The 20,445-nt window shown below is 45.1% G+C and carries 14 protein-coding genes and 1 pseudogene; 11 read left to right on the top strand and 4 right to left on the bottom strand.

The window, feature by feature from the left end:
- Positions 1-72 precede the first annotated feature (72 nt).
- The 10 genes and pseudogenes from A8708_RS02415 to A8708_RS36335 all read left to right on the top strand — a co-directional run bounded on the left by A8708_RS02415 (position 73) and on the right by A8708_RS36335 (position 15,618).
- Positions 73-906, top strand: coding sequence for an AraC family transcriptional regulator (locus A8708_RS02415; RefSeq protein WP_068661921.1), 834 nt, complete (start codon positions 73-75; stop codon positions 904-906).
- 216 nt (positions 907-1,122) lie between these two features.
- Positions 1,123-5,211: a right-handed parallel beta-helix repeat-containing protein gene (locus A8708_RS02420; protein WP_068661922.1), complete on the top strand. Its 4,089-nt coding sequence runs from the start codon at positions 1,123-1,125 to the stop codon at positions 5,209-5,211.
- 20 nt (positions 5,212-5,231) lie between these two features.
- Positions 5,232-6,314 carry an alpha/beta hydrolase family protein gene (locus A8708_RS02425; protein WP_068661923.1) on the top strand — a complete coding sequence of 361 codons (1,083 nt, stop codon included), beginning with the start codon at positions 5,232-5,234 and terminating at the stop codon, positions 6,312-6,314.
- 343 nt (positions 6,315-6,657) lie between these two features.
- Positions 6,658-8,169 carry an ABC transporter substrate-binding protein gene (locus A8708_RS02430; RefSeq protein ID WP_068661924.1) on the top strand — a complete coding sequence of 504 codons (1,512 nt, stop codon included), beginning with the start codon at positions 6,658-6,660 and terminating at the stop codon, positions 8,167-8,169.
- A gap of 117 nt (positions 8,170-8,286) precedes the next feature.
- On the top strand, positions 8,287-10,560 hold the full coding sequence (locus A8708_RS02435; RefSeq protein WP_068661925.1) for an AraC family transcriptional regulator: 2,274 nt from the start codon (positions 8,287-8,289) through the stop codon (positions 10,558-10,560).
- Between the two features lie 228 nt (positions 10,561-10,788).
- Positions 10,789-11,718, top strand: coding sequence for an ABC transporter permease (locus tag A8708_RS02440; RefSeq protein WP_068661926.1), 930 nt, complete (start codon positions 10,789-10,791; stop codon positions 11,716-11,718).
- On the top strand, positions 11,705-12,622 hold the full coding sequence (locus A8708_RS02445) for a carbohydrate ABC transporter permease (RefSeq protein WP_082927226.1): 918 nt from the start codon (positions 11,705-11,707) through the stop codon (positions 12,620-12,622). The genes A8708_RS02440 and A8708_RS02445 overlap by 14 nt, the downstream gene beginning before the upstream one ends.
- Before the next feature lie 40 nt (positions 12,623-12,662).
- Complete coding sequence (locus A8708_RS02450; protein WP_068661927.1) at positions 12,663-13,727, top strand: Gfo/Idh/MocA family protein; 1,065 nt, start codon at positions 12,663-12,665, stop codon at positions 13,725-13,727.
- 313 nt (positions 13,728-14,040) lie between these two features.
- Positions 14,041-14,502 (top strand): annotated as a pseudogene (locus tag A8708_RS36330) (alpha/beta hydrolase family protein); the annotation flags it as partial.
- A gap of 345 nt (positions 14,503-14,847) precedes the next feature.
- A complete protein-coding gene (locus A8708_RS36335; RefSeq protein ID WP_068661938.1) occupies positions 14,848-15,618 on the top strand; it encodes a ThuA domain-containing protein in 771 nt (256 codons plus the stop codon).
- Between the two features lie 99 nt (positions 15,619-15,717).
- Here the strand turns inward: A8708_RS36335 and A8708_RS02460 are convergent, their stop codons facing one another.
- Genes A8708_RS02460 through A8708_RS02470 form a run of 3 tightly spaced genes read right to left on the bottom strand, consistent with a single transcriptional unit; the run spans position 15,718 to position 19,094 of the window.
- The gene (locus A8708_RS02460) at positions 15,718-17,271 is read right to left on the bottom strand and encodes an extracellular solute-binding protein (RefSeq protein ID WP_068661928.1); all 1,554 of its coding nucleotides are present in this window, start codon (positions 17,269-17,271) and stop codon (positions 15,718-15,720) included.
- Between the two features lie 52 nt (positions 17,272-17,323).
- A complete protein-coding gene (locus A8708_RS02465) occupies positions 17,324-18,175 on the bottom strand; it encodes a carbohydrate ABC transporter permease (RefSeq protein WP_068661929.1) in 852 nt (283 codons plus the stop codon).
- A 13-nt stretch (positions 18,176-18,188) separates the two neighbouring features.
- Positions 18,189-19,094, bottom strand: coding sequence for an ABC transporter permease (locus tag A8708_RS02470; RefSeq protein WP_068661930.1), 906 nt, complete (start codon positions 19,092-19,094; stop codon positions 18,189-18,191).
- A gap of 298 nt (positions 19,095-19,392) precedes the next feature.
- On the opposite strand from A8708_RS02470, the gene A8708_RS02475 reads away from it, so the two are divergent.
- Positions 19,393-20,061, top strand: a complete 669-nt coding sequence (locus A8708_RS02475) for a hypothetical protein (RefSeq protein WP_068661931.1) — start codon at positions 19,393-19,395, stop codon at positions 20,059-20,061.
- 23 nt (positions 20,062-20,084) lie between these two features.
- Here A8708_RS02475 and A8708_RS02480 read toward each other — a convergent pair whose 3' ends face one another.
- Positions 20,085-20,375: a hypothetical protein gene (locus tag A8708_RS02480; protein WP_068661932.1), complete on the bottom strand. Its 291-nt coding sequence runs from the start codon at positions 20,373-20,375 to the stop codon at positions 20,085-20,087.
- Positions 20,376-20,445 lie beyond the last annotated feature (70 nt).

The following is a 20,445-nucleotide window of genomic DNA, read 5'->3' on the forward strand; positions in this document are numbered from 1 at the left end:
AACCTTGTTGAATAAGTAAGCGGAATGACGGATTATTGATTGTTCGACAAAAAGTAAGGAGTTGTTCTAACGGTGAAAGGTACGGAGCTATTTAACGATCTGTCGGAGCATGTCTCATTACGCATTACTTCCTATAATACAATTCTTCATCATGCGGGTTGGGTGGAAAGTAAGTCTCATCATAATTATGATCTTTGGCTGATCCAAGAGGGGCAGGTTGAGATTCAGGCAGGAAAGAAGATTCATACAGCAACGGCTGGCGATCTGGTGTTGTTTTACCCGGGAATTCCTTATACGGCAATGAACGGCAATCAAGCATGCCGCTTTATTTATCTTCATTTTGATTTTGGTCTGGGGGAGCAGCAGCGTATTCTGGCGTCTTTTCCTTTGAGCGGTATCATTTCAGCAAATCTTGTTGAAGTAGAGGCAGATGGGTTGCGACAAATTTTCGAAGAGAACCTGCAGGGGATTGGTATGTCCGGCATGCGGTTGAAGGGCTCATTGATGATTGTCATCGCCCGCATCCTGGAATGTTATGGAGCGGGAACGTACAGGGGAGAATTCCTGACGGATTCAGTTGGTCATGAGCATGCCGGCAATTTAGTGTTTTTGCAATCGACGATTCGTTATATTCAAGAGAACTTGCATCGACCCATCCGTATTCCGGAATTAGCCGAGGTGGCTGGAATGTCGGAGAAATATTTCATTCGGTATTTTAAACAAGCATTGGGCGTTACGCCGGGACAGTATATGTTTCAATTAAGGATGAACCGAGCGAGAGACTTGGTCTACACACAGCGTTATTCGATGCAGCAGGTCGCTTCCCTTTTAGGCTACCCTGATGCGTATTCTTTCTCCAAGGCATTCAAGAAACACTACAAAGTGCCGCCAAGCAAATTCGTATAAACAGTAACCATTTGTGGCGTGGTTACTGTTTTTTTTGCCCTTTGTTCAGCCGAAATTGAAGTCGAATAGGCTGAAGTTATACTATTTTTCGCATTAGACAGAACGCTATACTGAGGGGGCATGTTATTGCATGATCCGTTCTGGATTCAGTGAAGGAGGGGAGAGCAGAAGGAACGGAAGTTTGAAAACGATTACAAAAATAAAGGAGGTTTTGTAATGAAAATGCGGGGAAAACAGGTAATCGCAGGTGTGATGGCGGCATGGATGGCTTTATTTATAGGGGTATTCCCACCAAATGCGGCTTACGGGGAAGAGCCTGAGATCATGGAGAGCGGCGTTCAAGCGGCGTACTATGTCTCGAATGAAGGCAATGACGCGAATCCAGGCACAGAGGCACTACCGTTCGCTACTTTGCAGAAAGCCCAGCAGGTTGTACGCGATGTTAATGATGAGATGACTGGGGATATCATGGTCTATCTGCGCGGAGGACGTTACTCGCAAACGACGACATGGTTGTTGAATGAGAGTGATTCAGGTTCGGGTGGCCATTCTGTCATTTATGCCGCATACGGGAATGAGAAGCCTGTCATTGAAGGTGGCAGGGACATTACAGGATGGACGTTGTACGATGAAGACAATGATATTTATGCAGCTTCTGCGGTGGGGTTAGAAACACGGCAGTTGTATATCAACGGAATCCGAGCTACACGGGCAAGAATGGAGGGGGGATTAACGAATTCGGTCAAGACTTCAACGGGATATGTGAGTGATGATCTTTGGCTTGCAGATTTGCAGCGACCAAGCGAAGTCGAAGCGGTATTCAAGGGGGCATGGACCTCTCCCCGCGTGAGGGTTCAGTCCATTACGGCGCAATCCGGGAAGGCTGCGATCACGTTAAACTCCGCTTTGTGGAGCTCGGTGATGAACCGCTCTCATTTGGAGCAGTGGTATTTGGAGAACGCGTATGAATTTCTTAATGAAGCAGGGGAATGGTACTTGGATGATCAATCCGAGACAATTTACTACAAACCTAGACCGGGCGAGAACATGGGAAGTGCAGTTGTAACGGCGCCCGTATTGGAGAATTTGATCACGATTGCCGGTGGAAGCGTCTCATCTCCAGTCCATCATATCCGTTTTGAGGGAATTGGATTCGCTTATTCGACTTGGATGCAGCCTACCGATGAGGGAGGATGGATTGACGAGCAGAATAATTACAAGGTCGGAACGCTAGAGCTGCCGAAAGCGGCTATTACTGTGCAATATGCTCAGAATATGGCATTCGAACGCAACGATTTCTCACGCATGGGTGGAACAGGCGTGAATCTGCTTGCTGGCGTTCAGAATTACCTGATTCAAGGCAACCGCTTTTACGACATTTCGGGTTCGGCCATCAATGCAGGACAGACATCTAAGAAAACAGCCGCCATTTACAATCCTACAGATGAGCGGGAAATCCTAAAGAACAATGATATTCTGAACAACTACATTCATGAGATTGGCGTTGAGTATAAAAGTTCAACCGCGGTTACGGTAGCGTTCCCAATGGACATTGATATCTCCCATAATGAAATATTCAATGTTCCATATTCGGGAATCTCCTTCTTCGGAAGCGTGTACGCCCCAGTGACAACAACGGTGAATGCCAAGGTGCAAGATAACTTTATCCACCATCTCATGGGTGATGGGATATTTGATGGCGGTGCGATCTATGCTTTTGGCGTGACAGGCGGCACTACGTTGAATCCGAATATCATCTCAGGAAACTATATTAAGAATCAGATGAACCGTTATTCGACGATCTACATGGATCAATCCTCTGATTATTGGAAAATAGAGAACAATGTTGTCGATCTCCGAACTACGCCAATCTGGGACGATATTTATGATACGAACTGGGCGTTTACGAATATTAATACGCATGACATTGTGCTAGATAACAATTACAGTACGACGAGTGCTTTTTGGAACAAGAGTTCCAGTGATAGTAATGTCAAAACGAATGATCATATTCATCCAGATGGCAATTGGCCAATAGAAGCGCAAGCTATCATTGCGAATGCCGGCCTTCAATCGGCCTATCAGGATATAGCGCAGGGAACTATTGAGATTCTAAATGTACCAGACGCATTAAACTTGGCATCAGAGGATACAGTAACGCTTCCACTCCAAGCAGAGACAGGGCATGGCGCGAGTATTAATCTAGCTTCTGCACAGACCTATTATGTCAGTGAAGATCCATCAATTGCCACCGTTAATGGAAGTGGAATGGTTACTGCGGTGGACTCGGGTCATACTGCCATCGTTATGTATGTCTATTATATGGGTAGTTTGGTTCGGAAAGTAATTGACGTCTATGTAGATGACGAACTGGATGACATCGAGGTGTATTATGCGCTCGAAAATGTGAAACATATCGTACCGGCGAGTATGACTTTCGCTCCTGGCAGCACAAGACAATTAGTGGCTCGCGGGATTACGAGGGAAGGACAAATACTTGGCGGAACAGACATGTCGATCTCAAGCAGCAATACCTCTGTGGCTACGGTTGTTTACGGACTGTTGCATACACTTGCGCCTGGCACAGCAGAGTTAACATTCACGAGTTCACTTAACGGTGTCTCTGTCAACAAAGTAGTTGAAATGATTGTTGTGGATTTCAGTGATGAGAACAGCCTAGAAGTTCCAGCGTATTCCCTCAACGGTGCAATTCGGGATCCACGGAATTGGTATTCCAAATTGACCAGCGGTACGATTACCCCAAGCGAAGGCATACTAGACATTGATACACCAGGAAGCGGATATGCCATCTATGAAGATCGGACATTCGGTGACGAATTGCTGTCGATGAATATGAAGATTAACGCGACTGGCGGGTGGCCTTCCATCGTGCTTCGCAGTCAGAAAGTCGAAAAGGATTTTGCAGCGACCGACAACAGCCTGTATATGATTTGTTTTAAACCGAACATCATTGAATTGCATCGTTTCTCTGGAGGCGTTCGAACGGTATTCTTTGGAGAGATCTCTGGGTTTGGTAGTCTCGGAGCAGCCTCGTATCCGAACACGTCGATACCATTCCATGAGACTCATTTCGTGCAAGCTGGCGCGGTTACGGAATCGAATGGGGTCAGAATCATTTTGAATGTGGACGGAGTGAACGTTTTCACGTACGTGGACACGAGTCCAGATCGGATAACGGAAGATGGCTACTTCGGCTTATATGCCCGATCTGGCAGTATGACGCTCAGCGAGACGAATTTGGGTCTGCCAGGTGAGGATGTGTGGCCGATCGCAGAAGAGCCATCAGCTTCTCTAACAGGAGTAGCTAAGGCGATTACGAACTTGAACACAACGCTTACCGGTGCGGTTGTGCCTAACAGCACACTTAACCTGACCGTAGCAGAAATCACTTACGATCCCAATATATTTGAATTTAAAGCCGTTTCCTCCCTCCGTGATGACATAGCGGTCAGTGTGACGGGAGCGGTATATGGAACGGTTCAGCTTACTTTTTCCGGTACAGGGACGACAATAAATGGATACAATGCGATCGATTTGTTCGCAGCAACCTTCAAAGCGAAGACGGTGACACCATCCTCAGAGATTCTGCTATCCGGTATTTCTCTGACAGATATGAATGAGAATGTGGTCGTGACAGATTCTGTAGGGAAACAAATGGTTGTTTCTGCCCCGGTCGCAGGTGGTATATATGAGAGCTTTGATACCTACAGCACGGGGAATATTAGTGGAGCTTCTGGTTACGTTGTCTCACCGACGAATCTAGGGTATTCTACGATCCAGAACTATCCCACGGATGCGGATAAGAGCATGTATCTCTATAAGACTTCTACGACGGATACAGCTTCAACCACGACGACCAAAATTTACAGCACAGCTGGAATTGCGGGGAAAGTGAAGGCGTCCTATCAGGTTATGAAAGAGAGCGGTGTGACAAATCCGCAAAGTTTCGTGAATTTCCGCGATAAGAGCGGCAAAGTGATCGCGACCGTCATTCTTGACTCCACACTGCGCGTGAAGCTGAATCAGGATTACACACTCGTAAGTACGGCGTATTTGCAAGAGAACATGTGGTACCAAGTGACGTTGGAGCTTGATTTCGATGCTCATACGGCAAGCGTTAAGGTGCAGGAAATGGCAGGCGCAGGACGTACTTGGACATCAGGATTACAGTCTATGCAGAATGTACTGGCTGCCAACATCTCCAGAGTGGAGTATGTATTATGGAGTACCCGAACAGGTGCTTACTATTATAATAATCTAGTGATTGAGCCGATCGGGAGCTGAATACAGGAAGCGAGGATGAAGTGGGAGATACGCATAATCAGCACAAAACCGCCGGAAGTCTCTACATCGAGCCTGAGGATAAGGGGAATCATTATCGTTTGAAGCAGTATGAAGAGCTGATTGCTTGGATTACAAGGTTGCAACAGCAATCAGAGTTGCAAAGACGGAACTATTTTACTCCGGATTATACGGATGGTAAGTGTTATATGAGCAGTATTGAGCACTATCGGCAAGAATTCGCTACAATGTTGGGGCTGCCCTTGCTGGCACGCAATGCTGGGGATATTGTGAATGAGCCCCCAGATGAGGCGATTTACGAGCTAGTTGGGGAGGATGAGCTGAGTACAATTTACCGGGTCACGATTCCCGTGCGGGAGGGATTGCACGCATACGGTATCCTGTTGCTTCCTCAAGGAAAGGGACCCTTTCCGTTGGTTATTTCGCAGCATGGGGGACAAGGGACACCCGAAATGACGGCGGGATTCTTCGCTTCGGACAATTACAACGAGATGACCCGCAGAATTGTTCAGCGGGGAGTTGCGGTCTTCGCCCCTCAGCTGCTGCTTTGGGAGACCGGTCGATTCGGTCCCGTATTCGACCGCAAGCAGATCGATGTTCAGCTGAAGCAGCTCGGGAGCTCGATCACAGCGCTTGAATTGTTCAAGATTCAGCGCTGCCTGGATCATCTGCTCGAGCGACAGGACATCGATGCGAAGCGGGTTGGCATGGTTGGACTTTCCTACGGCGGATTCTATACGCTGTTTGCCACAGCACTGGATTCGCGAATCGGCGTAGCGGTGTCCTCCTGCTTCGTGAATGACCGCTTCACTCAGGGGCGTTCTGACTGGACTTGGCACAATTCCGGCAACATGTTCCTCGATGCGGAGGTGTGCGGATTGATTTGTCCGAGACCCCTGTATATCGAAGGTGGATCACGTGATGAATTGTTCGGTGTCCAAGGCTTTGTGGCAGAGAGCCGCCTTGCAGGAGTGCACTATGATCGGCTGGCGATCGGCGATCGCTTCAAGGCCGTGGTGTTTGATGGTGCCCACGAGTTTAATCCGCATGATGAGCCGCTAGATTTTCTTTGTAAACACTTATAATGACTAAGTGTAGGTCCGTGAACGACTGTTCACGGGCCTTTTCTTGTCTATCGACTGCCGAGTACTAGAGGTGATCTGCTATTTTTGGCAACTTGTGATTACCAGTACATTTTCCAGTTAACACAACTCCATCTACGATTGTCTGACGCCATCCAAAATCGGATAATCTACGAAAACTTCCGTATTTAAAGCCCATTCGGACGATATTGCAGTATATGATGGGCAGTCTTCTCGTATATACTTCGAATTGTCTAGTCGAGGATGCAGCGCTTTGTAGATATTCAAGATTGTAAGCGCTATACTGAAACTGGAACATCCAACAGGGGAAATGGGGTCCATAACCATGATTAAAAAGTTTTTTCAAGTATCAGCAATTCTCTCCCTGACGTCGGCAGTCCTATTAGCAGGTTGTCAGAATAAAGAAGTGAAGCAAGTTAACTCATCGTCTTCACCGAATCAACAGAAGGCACTTGAGCCTGTTAATCTCAAGTATTATTTCTTCGGTGCATCGAAACCAGGGGATCAGGACGTTTATGATGGACTTAATAAGGTTCTGAAGGAGAAAATCAACACAACGGTTGAATTTATTAAAGTGCCAGTCGGCGATTATACGCAGAAAATGTCCGTGATGGTGAATGCGCGGGAAGAGTTCGATCTTGCCTTTACCTCGCCCTCCTATTTGAATTATTTTGAGCAATCAGCCAAAGGTTCATTTGTAGATCTTACGGAGCTATTGCCAAAGTATGCACCAGAAACATATAAGCAGTTGAAACCGAGCATTTGGGACGCGGCTAAAGTGAACGGCAAAATCTACGCCAGCATCAACCAGCAAATTTTTGCTCGTCAGTCTGGATTTAATGTGAACAAGGCAATCGCGGACAAGTACGGTTTTAACCCAACGAGCGTTAAGAAAATGTCGGATCTCATTCCTCTTCTGGATAAAGTGAAAGCGGGCGAGCCAGCGGAAAAAACGGATCAACTGTTTAATGCGCAAATGAAGAATCAGGTGTTCAGTTATTTCTTCCCGTCATATGAATGGGAGAACATCGGTGGTGTGGATGTACCTGGCGTTGCTAAGTCCACTGATAAAAATCCCAAAGTGTTCAACGAATACGATACGCCTGAATTCAAGGATTTCATCATGACACTGAGCGATTTCCAAAAGAAGGGTCTGATCGCGAAAGACGCGCTGACAAGGCCTACCTTTGATTCAGCCAAATATATGGCTTCCTCCATCGCTACATTAATGCCGGGCATCGAGGAAACGGTCAAGGCAACGTATAAGGCCGAGCAATATGTGATTCCACTCGGGGAGCCACTACTAACATCAGCCAATGCCATCGCAACTATGACAGCTGTCTCAACAACCTCCAAGCATCCCGAGCGTGCATTGATGGTAATCGAGCTGCTCAATACTGACAAAGATTTGTACAATTTACTCGTATGGGGCATTGAAGGTGTCGATTACAAGAAGATCGGCAACAACCGAATTGAGTCGCTCCCGGGTGCCAAGTACGGTCCTGCTTACGGGTGGATGTTCGGTAATCAATTCAATAGTTTTATTAGCGGCACACAACCGGACGATGTCTGGGAGCAAACCAAGAAATTGAACGAATCAGCCAAGCTATCGACGCTATACGGATTCAGCTTTAACGCGGACAATGTCAAAGCCGAAAGTGCAAACAGTGCAGCCATCGTAAATGAATACAAAGCTGCATTCAATACAGGCCTTTATGGCGCAGATACAGAGAAGAAATACAATGAATTCCTGGCTAAACTAAAAACGGCTGGCCTGGATAAGGTGTTAGCAGAGAAACAGAAGCAGGTTGATGCATTTATAGCTACAAAGAAGTAAATCGGCTTGCCCTAATAGGGCAGCGATAGATTAGCCATCCAAATGATCTTGAGATGATGTATGATCATCTACGAGATCATTTGGATTTTCCTTTTCATTTCACAAGGGGGGCGTACGATGTTTACGTTCATCAGCCGCAACAAAAGAGGCGCCATGCTCAGCTACTTCAAGATCTTCATTTCCTTCGTCGCCATCGTGATGGCAGCGAACATTGTATTGTCCTCTTCCATGTATCTGAATTACGAGCGGCACTCCATTAAACAGGTTCAGACGTACACGGCTGAGGAACTCGCACAAATTAGTTATAGTACGAACTTTATGTTCGAGGCAGCTAAGATGACGTTGATGCAGCTGTATGCCAACCCTTCCGTACTTAAATTGTTAAATCAAGTGGATTTAAGTGAGCTTGAAACCGCCGCTCTGTTAAGCCAAGTAGGGGTAGTCAACATTAACTTGCCTTTCGTAAATTCCATTTATATTTATAATAAACGGGCAAACTTGATGTATTTCGATGGAAAAGCGTTCCCTATATCGACTTTTCCCGACCAAGATATTATCCACAGGCTGAAAGATGGCGGAATGGCCAATTTGCATCCGATCGCTCGCAAAATTCCTGCACCTATCGGCTACACACAATTGCTTACGGAACGACCTGAAAAAGATGAAATTTATTCCTTCGTCTTCTATGACGGCAATTCGACGGGGATCGATAATGCGCTCGTTCTCAATGTGTCACAAATATGGCTCAAGAATACAATTGAATCGATGGATCCTCGAATGAGCAACAATACGCTAGTGGTAGATTCGTCCGGTATGATTGTATTAGGGAATGAACGATATGCCTATTTGGAACATATCCAGGATAGCGATAATGATTTGCGTGAGATTAGCAATCAGAGTTCCCCTTCAGGTTATTTAATTAAAACAATCGATGAGGTAAAGTATTTAATTACTTATGTGTCTTCGCCCATTTTGGATTGGAAATATATTAAATTCACGCCATATGAGGCTGTCTCAGGGAAACTGAAGCAAGTCATGTTATGGACATTGATTATTTTTCTCGTGGTTACCCTGCTTTCGGTGCTGGCAGTTAGGTACATTTCCAAATTCGTGTATGGACTGTTTAACAGTAAGATTCGTGAGATAGAGAACAAATATGATATTGAGAAAACAAGCGGATTTGAAAAGAAGCAACAGTTTTTACGAATGTTAATGACCAAGAAGATGGATGAAGGGATGGTGCAAAAGAGACTAGCTCGTTATGGTATCAGCTTTCAATTGGAGAAGGGCTTTATGACAGTCCTTTTCAAAATCGACCATGTTGATCAATTCGCTGAGCAGTACTCACTAGAGGATCGAGCATTACTAACCTACGGCATGATGAATGTGATTGGGGAATTGGCCAGCGCTCATTTCGGGAATGAAGCGGTTGATCTTGGGGACGGGTACATCGGCATGTTGCTCAATCTTGACGCACAGGGCAGTGAGGAGACCGCTGTTAAGTTAGAAGAGCTGGTGAAGAATATTCAAGATAATATCGAGAAATTTCTTGGCCTGTCACTATCAGCGGCACTGGGGGAAGGTTTGGAGGAAATGGAGGAACTCCCCGGAAGCATCAGTTTATGCCGGGAAGCGTTGGCGTACAAAATATTCTATGGACCGCGTTCACTGCTATACGTATCAGGAATAAAGGAGATTAAGAAGAAGGATTTCGTATTTCCTGAGCAGGTTGTAGGAGAGATCATAGAAGCTCTACTTGAGGGGAATGATGACGCAGTTCGAGGGAGTTGCAGGCGGATGATGGAAAGTACACGTGGTTATTCCATTGCTTCGTTGCAGTCTACCGTGCTCAGATTGGCTCTCTCCTTGAAGGAAGGCATGCAGAAGTTCCCTGTGCTGGCCGATGAAATTCACTATGGACCGTTTATAGACTTAGCAGGTCGTATAGCTGGCTTCGAGACGTTGGATGAAATGATAGATAAGCTGAATGAGCGATTCGATGGTCTCCTGGAGATAATTCACCGCTCGCAGAAGACGATTAAGAAGTATGAGCGATACAGCGGCATTCTGAGCCAAGTGCAAGTTATCGTAGAACAGGATTATGCGAACCCTAATCTGAATCCGGAACTGATTGCGGAGCAACTGCAATTATCGGCTAAATACTTGAGAACCTTATATCTGAAAGCATCGGGAGAGTCCTTAGGCGAGTACATCACCCGCTATCGTTTGGATCAAGCTAAGATTTTTCTGGAAAATACGGAAACGACCGTTCAAGAGGCAGCAGTACGCAGCGGTTTTATGAATATTAACTACTTCTATACCTTATTCAAAAAATACAACGGAATTACGCCTAATGAATTCAGGAGCCTTACCCATTCAGAAATTACATGAGTCAGGGCATAATTCGTATACGGAAACCGACCAACACGTCCTGTTGATCGGTTTTTTCGCATGTAATGGCTGAAGCAGGCTTTACAAGTAAATGAAAGTGAACTGCCTCCATAATTGAAGCTTAATTGGACGATATTGCAGTATTCGAGGCGAACAAGTGACGTATATACTTAGGCCATAAGTCGAGCAATCACAGTTTCGAGTATACAGAAAAGGAGTGCAAACGTAATGAATGTGGGGGTCTCTCGCAAGAAGCGCAAACGCTTCATCAGCCACTGGCAATTAATCGTCATGTCGCTGCCAGCCATTATTAAGATTTTTGTTTTTGCTTATTTGCCTATGGTTGGCATTATTATGGCGTTTAAAGATTTTGTTCCGACGAAGGGGATCATGGGAAGCCCGTGGAACGGCTTTGACAATTTCAAGTTTTTCTTTCAGTCAGCAGATGCTTGGCGAATTTTGCGCAATACCATTGGACTCAATGGACTTCTGATTATTGTAGAATTGCTGGCTGGCGTTTTTTTCGCCCTGCTCCTATATGAGGTTGCTGGCAAAAGAACATTGAAGGTGTATCAATCCGTCATGTTTTTCCCTTATTTCTTCTCTTGGGTACTGGTCGGTTTGATGTTGACGACCTTATTGAATCCGTCGACTGGCTTGTTGTCTACGCTGATTCGCAAGATGACGGGGTATGAAGTAGCATTCTACTCCGAACCATTGTATTGGCTCATCATACTTCCGCTCGTTGCCATCTGGAAGGGGACGGGATTCAGCAGTCTAATCTACTATTCGGCGCTCATGAGCATTGACAAGGAACTTTTCGAAGCTGCCGAGATCGATGGAGCGACGAAAATGCAGTCCGTTCGACACATTTCCATCCCATTTCTAGCGCCAATGATGGTGATGTTGACCATACTTGCGATCGGACATATTATGCGTGCGGACTTCGGCTTATTCTATTTCGTTCCACGAAACGTAAGCGCATTATTTCCTGTCACAGATGTACTAGATACGTATGTTTTCCGTGCGCTTACTGTGAATGGTGATTTTGCAATGAGCTCAGCCGTCGGGGTGTTTCAATCCGTTGTTGGCTTCGTCTTAATTTTGGGAACGAACCGTGTGGCCAAATTATTCAACAAAGAGTATGGACTATTTTAAGGTGGGAAGTGGCCGAATGATGATGAAGAAGAATACCTTACACAAATGGCTTGTCCACATGTGCCTGATTCTGTTCTGTGCAATGTGCTTGCTGCCTCTTGTGCTTACCATCTCGATTTCGTTGACAGACGGGGCTGTAATTCAAACCTACGGTTATCAGCTATTTCCGAAAAAGTTTTCATGGGAAGCTTATCAATTCATATGGATGGATCCATCCTCTTTGTTGGCAGGTTACAAGAATTCGCTAATCATTGTCGTGGTTGGGACGACAGGTAATCTATTGGTGACGTCCATGATTGCCTACGCATTAGCTAGACGAGATTTCCAATTGCGGAGTGCGATCTCCTTCTATATTTTCGTAACGATGATCTTCTCGGGGGGGATTGTGCCGCTTTATATACTCATCGTGCAGTATCTGGAATGGAAGAACTCGTTGATTTCGTTAATTATTCCAGCCTTCGCAGCGCCTTTTCAAATTTTTATGCTGCGGGTGTTTTTTCAAGAAATTCCCCCTCCGCTTATTGAATCAGCCAAGATCGACGGGGCTTCCGATTTCAGAACCTATTGGAGTATCGTGCTTCCGCTATCGAAACCTGCGCTAGCAACCGTGGCGTTAATGATGACCTTACATTACTGGAACGAAACGTTTAATGCCATTTTGTATATAGACAAAGTTGCTTTATACCCGATCCAGCTCATTTTAAAAAATATTACGTCGTACATTGAATTGGTAAAAGGCAGCGGCGTCGATCCCATGGGTAATGCTATTAGTGCATCTGATGTGCCTACGGATGCCATCATGTATGCCATGATGGTGCTTACCTCATTGCCTGTCATGTTTTTGTTTGGATTCTTACAGAAATATTTTGTTAAAGGACTAACGATCGGAGCAGTTAAAGGTTGACCACTACACATAGGTATCATTGGGAAGGATTGATCTGGTGATGAACAAGTTAAGAGTTGGTATTGTTGGTGCTGGGAAAATTTTTGAAGGGTCACATGCTCCTGCCTGGGCAGCCAATCCTGCAGTAGAAATCGTAGCGATATGTGATACATATCTCCCGAATGCGGAAGAGCAGGCGAATAAGCTAGGCGTTCGTCGTGTGTATCGTGATTATAAAGATATGCTGGAACAGGAGGAGCTGGATGTAGTCGGCGTTAGCACACCTAACATATATCACTCCGATATATCAATTGCAGCATTGGAACGCGGCCTCCACGTGTTCTGTGAGAAGCCCGATGCTGTGAGTCCCGAGGAAGCGCAGAAGATGGCCGATGCAGCCAAACGCTCAGGGAAGTTGCTCATGGTGATGCGCAACAATCGGTTCACACCACAGGCGAAATTCCTGAAGCAATACATCGAGTCAGGTGCAATGGGTGATATCTATACAGGCAGAACAGGATGGATCAGGCGCAGAGGCATTCCTGGTCGCGGAGGATGGTTCACCACCAAGGCCTTGTCTGGGGGAGGGCCATTAATTGATCTTGGCGTCCATATGATTGATGTGGCCATTTGGATGATGGGGAATCCTCGACCAGTCGCCGTGAGTGGGGCGGCATATACCAAGTTCGCTGATGCGACGGTGCAGGTTTCTGCTGACTCGCGATTTGGTACGACACAAGAGGGCGGTGTCTTTGATGTCGAAGATCTCGCGACAGGTTTTATTCGATTCGATAACGGTGCCTCCCTGCAAATTGAGTTCAGCTGGGCATCGAATGTGGAAGATGATCTCAAGTTCATAGAGCTGCGTGGAACGAAGGCGGGATGCAGCCTGAAGAATTCGGAATTGAAGCTAATGACGGAGATAGAAGGCGTGCTCTGTGATATATCCCCTCGCTTCAAGGGTGAAGAGCTCCCGCCGCATAGAAAAAATATTAATCATTTCATCGCTTGTGTACGGGGAGAAGAAGTGCCAACAAATACACCAGAGAGTGGCGTAGATATGATTCGCATCTTGAAGGCTATTTATGAATCTGCGCAGAGTGGAAGTGAGGTCAGACTAGATTAGGGACGAAGAAGCTAGGAGACAGCTATAGTGGTAAGTTCTCCTACGTTTTGAAAGGAGTATAGACATGCTTGAACAATACGAAGACAGTGAACGGTTGAATAAAGTATCTCTTGAAGATTTCCAGTCGCCATATCAAGATTTCCGGTATCATGCCTCTTCGGTAACGCCTGAAATACGTCTAGCTATCAACGTCATTAAGCCAAGGTCTCCTGCACGCATGCTCGTGCAGTTGCATGGCTGGCATATGAGTATGCCGCAACCCGCACGACGTGAACAACCTGGAGAATCGCCTTACTTCGTCGTACAAGTGGATATGCGTGGACGGGCATTCTCGAGCGGTCTGGCGGATTGTAACGGATTGGAATTGATCGACATCTACGATGCGGTGCAGTTCGTCCGTCAGGAATATCGCGAATGGATTGTAGAGCCAGAGCTTGTCTACTTAGAAGGCGGCAGCGGTGGCGGTGGAAATGTTCTGGCAGCGGTAGCGAAATTTCCTGATTTGTTTGCGGCAGCAACGGCCTTATATGGCGTATCGGATTATGCCCTCTGGTATGAGCAAGATCAGACTGGTGAATTCCGAGATGATATGGATGTATGGATCGGGTGCCCTCCGCAGGATGATCCAATAAGATATGCGGCGCGAAGCGGGTTGGCGCTTGCGGCAAATCTGCATACCCCCTTGTACGTAACACATGGCGATGGAGATATTCGCATTCCTGTTATCATGTCGCGATGGTATGTTGAGGGGCTTAGCCTGTTGGGTAAGTCCCATCTAGTCACGTATGACGAATTGCCTGGCGTAGGTGATCGTAGTCATATGGGAGGGGCGACGCAGCAGCAACTTCACGATTTGCAAGAACGCTCGGAGGCGAATCGACAACGCCATGACAAGCCTATTGAGTTGGCTTCAAGCGGCGTTTTACAAGTAGGCGGCTACGTGTATACGAAGCATTTTCGCGTGCATTTGGAATCGGTACACCAGCTGGCAACCCTACACTATGATTTGCAGCAACAGACCGTGTCCATTTCATCTGAACGACGCTGCTCCTACCGTTTGCAATGGGTGGATGGTCAAACCGTAGAAGGGGAATGCGAGATAAAGAAGCAGGAGGTAACGATGAGACATGAAATAGCACCGCAATTACAACAACTGACGCCACTTAGAGTAACGATATGGAACGAGTTTCGCCATGAGAAGACGAAGCCAAGTGTGCGAGAGATATATCCGCAGGGCATGCATCATGCCATTGCTGAAGGTTTAACGGGTAATTTCGTTATTCATACAGCTACACTTGATGAACCGGAGCATGGCCTGACTGAAGAGTTGTTGGCTAATACAGATGTTCTTATCTGGTGGGGGCATGTCGCTCACAAGGAGGTGGCGGACGAGATTGTTGATCGCGTTGCTGCTCGCGTTCTGCAAGGCATGGGCTTCATTGCGCTGCATTCTTCTCATTATGCGAAGGTATTTAAGAAGCTAATGGGTACGACCTGTGCCTTACTGTATCGCGATGCAGGAGAGAAGGAACGGCTCTGGGTCACCGCGCCAGGACATCCCATTGCGGAGGGGATCGGGCCATTTTTCGAATTGGAGCGGGAGGAAATGTACGGCGAGTTCTTCGATATCCCAACACCTGACGAAGTTGTGTTCACCAGTTGGTTCGAAGGGGGCAATATCTTTCGAAGCGGGTGCTGCTTTAACCGCGGACTGGGGAAGATATTCTATTTTCAACCAGGTCATGAGCTTTACCCGACCTATCGTGATGCGAATGTGCTGCGTGTTATCTCCAATGCCGTGAGATGGGCTGCGCCGGTGAAGCGTGATGCATTGCGTTTTGGTAAAGATGTACCAGCATTAGAAGTAATTCGGTCAAAGGGTATGGAATAGTGCTAATGGGTTCATCGGTAGAACAAAAACAGAGTTCCGTGTGATAACGGGCTCTGTTTTGTTGTTTGTGTTATGCAAGTTGTGCATGCCTTTATGAAGTTATTTCAAATTCACATTGCTAGCACGAGCTTTAGCTGCCTTATACGTATCGATGATTTGTTGTACGCCAAGCTTTTTGGCGCCATCGACATATTTAGCCCAATCATCCATGCTGGTTGTACCAAGAATAAATTTAGCGATGGATTCATTGCGATTTTTATCAATAGCTGCGCCGACGGTTGACAAGAGTTCGAACTCTTTTTCGTTATATGACGGTTGTGGTCGGTATGGACCATCAAACTTCCTTGCCTCGACATAAGCTGCTTGCAATTCTGGCGTAGCCATGGATAAATGAGCATCGTAATCAATCCACGTGTACGTTCCGTTCGTCGCTAAGCCTGTTTTCTTGCGCAGATCGGCAACATCGATAAAGTCTGTTTTCATTTTCTTCTTACCGGCATCGAGTGTGTACGTTTCGCCTTCTTTCCCCCAGCTGGCAATATGTTTGCCGTCTTCGGAATAGAAGAAATCGATGTATTGCATAACGTCTTTTACATTTTTGGATTTTGAAGAAACAGTCATGCCTGATTCTACAATTTGCGTATAAGGGTTTTGCTGCTTTCCGCCTGGAATGCCAGCTGGAGGTGCCATAAAGGCCAAGTTGTAAGATGGATTATCTTTTCTTAGCGCTTTATTGAAGAAATCGATGCGTCCAATATAATCTATGGTGATAAAGGCTTGGTCTGTCGACATCTGATCTTGCCATTGTTTCGTTTCAAGCGTTAACCAATCGGGTGGAATAAGTCCTTCTTTGTAAAATTTGGATAAGTAGGACACCATGGTTTTGTAGTTATCTTCGATGGGGCCGTACTTCACTTCTTTCGAAGCTTCATCCATATAGTACCCTTCATTGGTAGCGAAGTTCGGACTCAAGTGGTTGAGTATACCGACATTAGATCCTGTACGGAACGTTAAGGGATAACTTTTCGGATACAGTTCTTTGAGCTTCTTAAGAACGGTATAGAGCTCATCATACGTTTTAGGCGCGGCTAAATTGTTTTTCTTGAAAATATCTTCTCTGTACAACCAAATGATCCGATTCGTTTCTCCGAACCCTTCATTCGGGAAGAGGTACATGTTGCCATCAGCTGCGATATTGGCTTTTGCAATATCCGGATACTTTTCCATCCACTTTTTAAAATTAGGCATCTGATCTTTATAATCTAGGATGTTAGCGAGAGCGCCTTGCTGGCCATATTTATTCGCTAGTGTAAGATTCATCATGAAGGTAATATCTGGCATACTTCCGGAAGCTACATTGAGATTAATCGTATCTTCTGATTTTCCTGCAGGTACTTGCATATCAATGGTAACGCCTGTTTTCTCACCAATAAGTTTCCATATTAACCAATCCTTCGAATACGGCCAAGTTGCCCCTGATTCCGCCATCATGGAGAACGTTTTCTTCGATTGTGCAGTTGTTGCGGGGGCATTCGTTGCACCATTTCCTGTTGACGGCTTTTCTGTGTTGGACGTGCAGGCCGTAAGTGAAATAATTGCTAGCGAGCTAATTAAACCGATTGCCAATGCTTTCGAAATTGCTTTGCTTTTCATTCAAGCACTCCCTTTTAATTAATTTTCCCGTTAAGTTATATTACCTAATATATTAACCCTTGACTGCACCAATCATTGCCCCTTGTACGAAATACTTTTGGAGGAATGGGTAAACCAAGAGAATGGGAACCGTTGACACCATAATGACTGTATATTTTAAGGATTCATCTACAATTTCTACATCACCGCCTAAGCTAGTCACTTGTCCAGCTAGAACGATATTTCGGAGGATAATTTGTAGTGGAAAAAGATCTGCGTCCCGTATGTAAAGCAGTGGAAGCATAAAGTTGTTCCAAAGCGATACGGCATAGAACATGCCAATGGTTGCAAAAGCAGCTTTGGAAAGCGGCATAACGATGCGGAAGAAAATACCTAGATCCGTTAAACCATCCATTCTTCCGGATTCTTCGACTTCCATTGGAATATTCGCATAAAAAGTTCGCATCACCAACAAGTTCCACGTACTTACAGCTCCTGGCAATGTCATTGCCCAGATGGAATCCATAATGCCATAGGATTTGAGAACGAGAAAGGTAGGAATCAGTCCTCCACTAAAGAACATGGTGAAGATAATCATGAAAGTCAGCGATTTGGAGAAGGCCATCTCCTTCTTCGAAATCGCATAGGCACCCATAGATGTAATAAGCAGGGCAATCGCCGTACCAACAACGACGTACAGGATAGTGTTAATGTACGATTGCAAAATACGTGGATCGCTTAATACTAATTTATAAACTTCCAAGGTAAGACCTTTGGGAAACCAGGTGATTTCTCCGCGCAGAACGTAGTTGTTTGAACTAAGGGACACCGCTGCCATATAGATAAAAGGATATAGTGTACTAAAGACTAACCCGGCAAGCAGGATGAAGTTCACAATCTGAAACAAACTGATTTTTTTTCTCATCGTAATCCTCCTACTACCATAAACTAGTGTCACCGAATTTACGGCTCACATAATTGGTGCCTAAAATTAGTATGAGGGAGATTATTCCCGTAAATAAATCAATGGCAGAAGCGTAACTGAAGCTTCCCTGCGTTAAACCGACGCGATAGACATACGTACTAATAATGTCAGCTGTTTCGTAGGTGGCTGGGTTGGAGAGCAGATACACTTTCTCGAATCCTACTTCTAGCACGTGGCCGACATTCAGGATCAAAATAATGACGATAGCGGGCATAATGCCTGGAAGTGTGACGGCTTTCATTTTCTGCCATCGCGAGGCGCCATCAATCTCAGCGGCTTCATAGAGCATAGGGTCAATCGCTGTGAGTGCGGCTAGGTAAATGATGGTTTCCCATCCTACGTGCTGCCATATTTCGGATAATGCGTAAATAGGTCGAAATAGTTCAGCCTTCACCATGAAGTTAATGGGGTGAAATCCTAAGGATTCAATCATTCGATTGACGACTCCGCTGGAGGGAGACAAGAACATGATCACCATACTGGCCACGACGACATTTGAGATAAAATGAGGCAGATAGCTGACGGATTGGACAAACCGTTTAAACAACTTATGTGTTAATTCATTTAAAAGAAGAGCTAGCATAATTGGCGCTGGGAAACCCACAATTAATTTGTATAAGCTTAATAGAAAAGTGTTTCGCATGAGGATGAAGAAATCTGGATTCTTGAAGAACTGCAGATAGTATTTGAAACCCACCCAATCGCTTGCCCAAATGCCTTTGTATAAATTGTAATTCTTGAAGGAGATTATGATACCGAACATGGGAAGATATTTGAACATGACATACCAGATAAAGCAGGGCAAGAATAATAGTAGTAAATACCGGCTTCTACTTATTTTCTTCAGTGTAAGTTCCATCGTGAATTCCTCGTTTCGTTCTTGTGATTGCCCTCATCATACCGATAACCCCTTGGAATATAAATCCACATTTCTATGGATTACATTCAATATTTTATATAAGCGATGAAATGTTAAGTTCATGGAGAGATGAATAAACAAGAAAAAGAGCCGTCCCATAAGGCCTCAAGGACCGAAGGGAAGGCTCGTTCATAATAAAGGGTACTCATGGGCTTTCGAGATTGCTACGAGTTTTTATGAACAATTAATTGAATAAAATCACCTGAATTGATCAATGATGTAAATAAGGGGTGATAGCTTGTTTACTTGGAATTTAATTCTATCATTGTCACTTTTTTTCACAAATCTAATGCCTGATGCAGAGATCATAGGAATCTCTAAACGGTCGCAGAATATCTTAGAGAGTATTCGTGCTGAAAGTGGAAATACGTTACAAGTGAAGTGGAATTCAGTAACTCAAACGCCAGAATTACTTTCTGGGAATTTAACAAAGCCTTCAAAACATTCACCTGGATGGATTACATTCAGATATCTGGAGAAGATCAAACGACTTTACGACCTGAAGCAGGTAGATCATGATTTAAAAATTATCTCGATTGACAAGAGCGCCACTTCTACAAAGGTTACCCTGCAGAGACAACTATATAAGAACCCTGTATGCGGGGATCAGATGACTGTAGAGGTAGACAAATTAGGAGTCTTGCAACGTATTAATGGAACTATTCATGCAGGGTTAGAAGAGCAACGCCTAGGCAGGCCCATGTACCCGGCTATATCTCTAGAAGATGCGAAACGGAAAGCCATTTTACACGACGCTACGCTTAAAACAACTAATGGGATCCATGAAGTTTCTTGCTATCTACCCACTAGAAAAGGTATTCCGCTTGTTCACGTCCTCACTTATGAAAAAGAGGGAGGTTCAGTATCCATTATGATTCACTCAATGACTGGGCGAATAATCGAATAGAGAAACAGTAGAGGAACTCCTTGTTAAGGAAGTTCCTTTTTCCATTCGACTTTCGTCAATAGTTGGTTTTTCATTAGTTGAAGGAGGAAATCAACGTAATAATTTTTGCGGACGATAACACGATATTCGTGGTTGGTGTAGGTGTAAACTAACACATCTGTGATAACGTCATTCGATTCGAAGATTTTCTGGATGTTCTTCATATCATCAAAGTGCGATGGGGAGAGAACTTTGATGGAGAACTCGATATCATTCAATACCTCAACTTCGCTAATATCAATTACATGTTGATTCCACTCATAGATGAGTTTCACATTTCATTCCTCCTCATTAAATTAAGTATCTGACATAAATATAAATGTTTGCTAGCACTACGGAAATTAA

Source organism: Paenibacillus oryzisoli (genome assembly GCF_001653565.1).
In the GTDB taxonomy this organism is placed as follows: Bacteria; Bacillota; Bacilli; order Paenibacillales; family NBRC-103111; genus Paenibacillus_E; species Paenibacillus_E oryzisoli.

Coding starts and splice junctions, on each gene's coding strand:
- A8708_RS02420 (WP_068661922.1), top strand. CDS start 1,123: ATGAAAATGCGGGGAAAACAGGTAATCGCAGGTGTGATGGCGGCATGG.
- A8708_RS02430 (WP_068661924.1), top strand. CDS start 6,658: ATGATTAAAAAGTTTTTTCAAGTATCAGCAATTCTCTCCCTGACGTCG.
- A8708_RS02435 (WP_068661925.1), top strand. CDS start 8,287: ATGTTTACGTTCATCAGCCGCAACAAAAGAGGCGCCATGCTCAGCTAC.
- A8708_RS02440 (WP_068661926.1), top strand. CDS start 10,789: ATGAATGTGGGGGTCTCTCGCAAGAAGCGCAAACGCTTCATCAGCCAC.
- A8708_RS02445 (WP_082927226.1), top strand. CDS start 11,705: ATGGACTATTTTAAGGTGGGAAGTGGCCGAATGATGATGAAGAAGAAT.
- A8708_RS02450 (WP_068661927.1), top strand. CDS start 12,663: ATGAACAAGTTAAGAGTTGGTATTGTTGGTGCTGGGAAAATTTTTGAA.
- A8708_RS36335 (WP_068661938.1), top strand. CDS start 14,848: ATGAGACATGAAATAGCACCGCAATTACAACAACTGACGCCACTTAGA.
- A8708_RS02460 (WP_068661928.1), bottom strand. CDS start 17,271: ATGAAAAGCAAAGCAATTTCGAAAGCATTGGCAATCGGTTTAATTAGC.
- A8708_RS02465 (WP_068661929.1), bottom strand. CDS start 18,175: ATGAGAAAAAAAATCAGTTTGTTTCAGATTGTGAACTTCATCCTGCTT.
- A8708_RS02470 (WP_068661930.1), bottom strand. CDS start 19,094: ATGGAACTTACACTGAAGAAAATAAGTAGAAGCCGGTATTTACTACTA.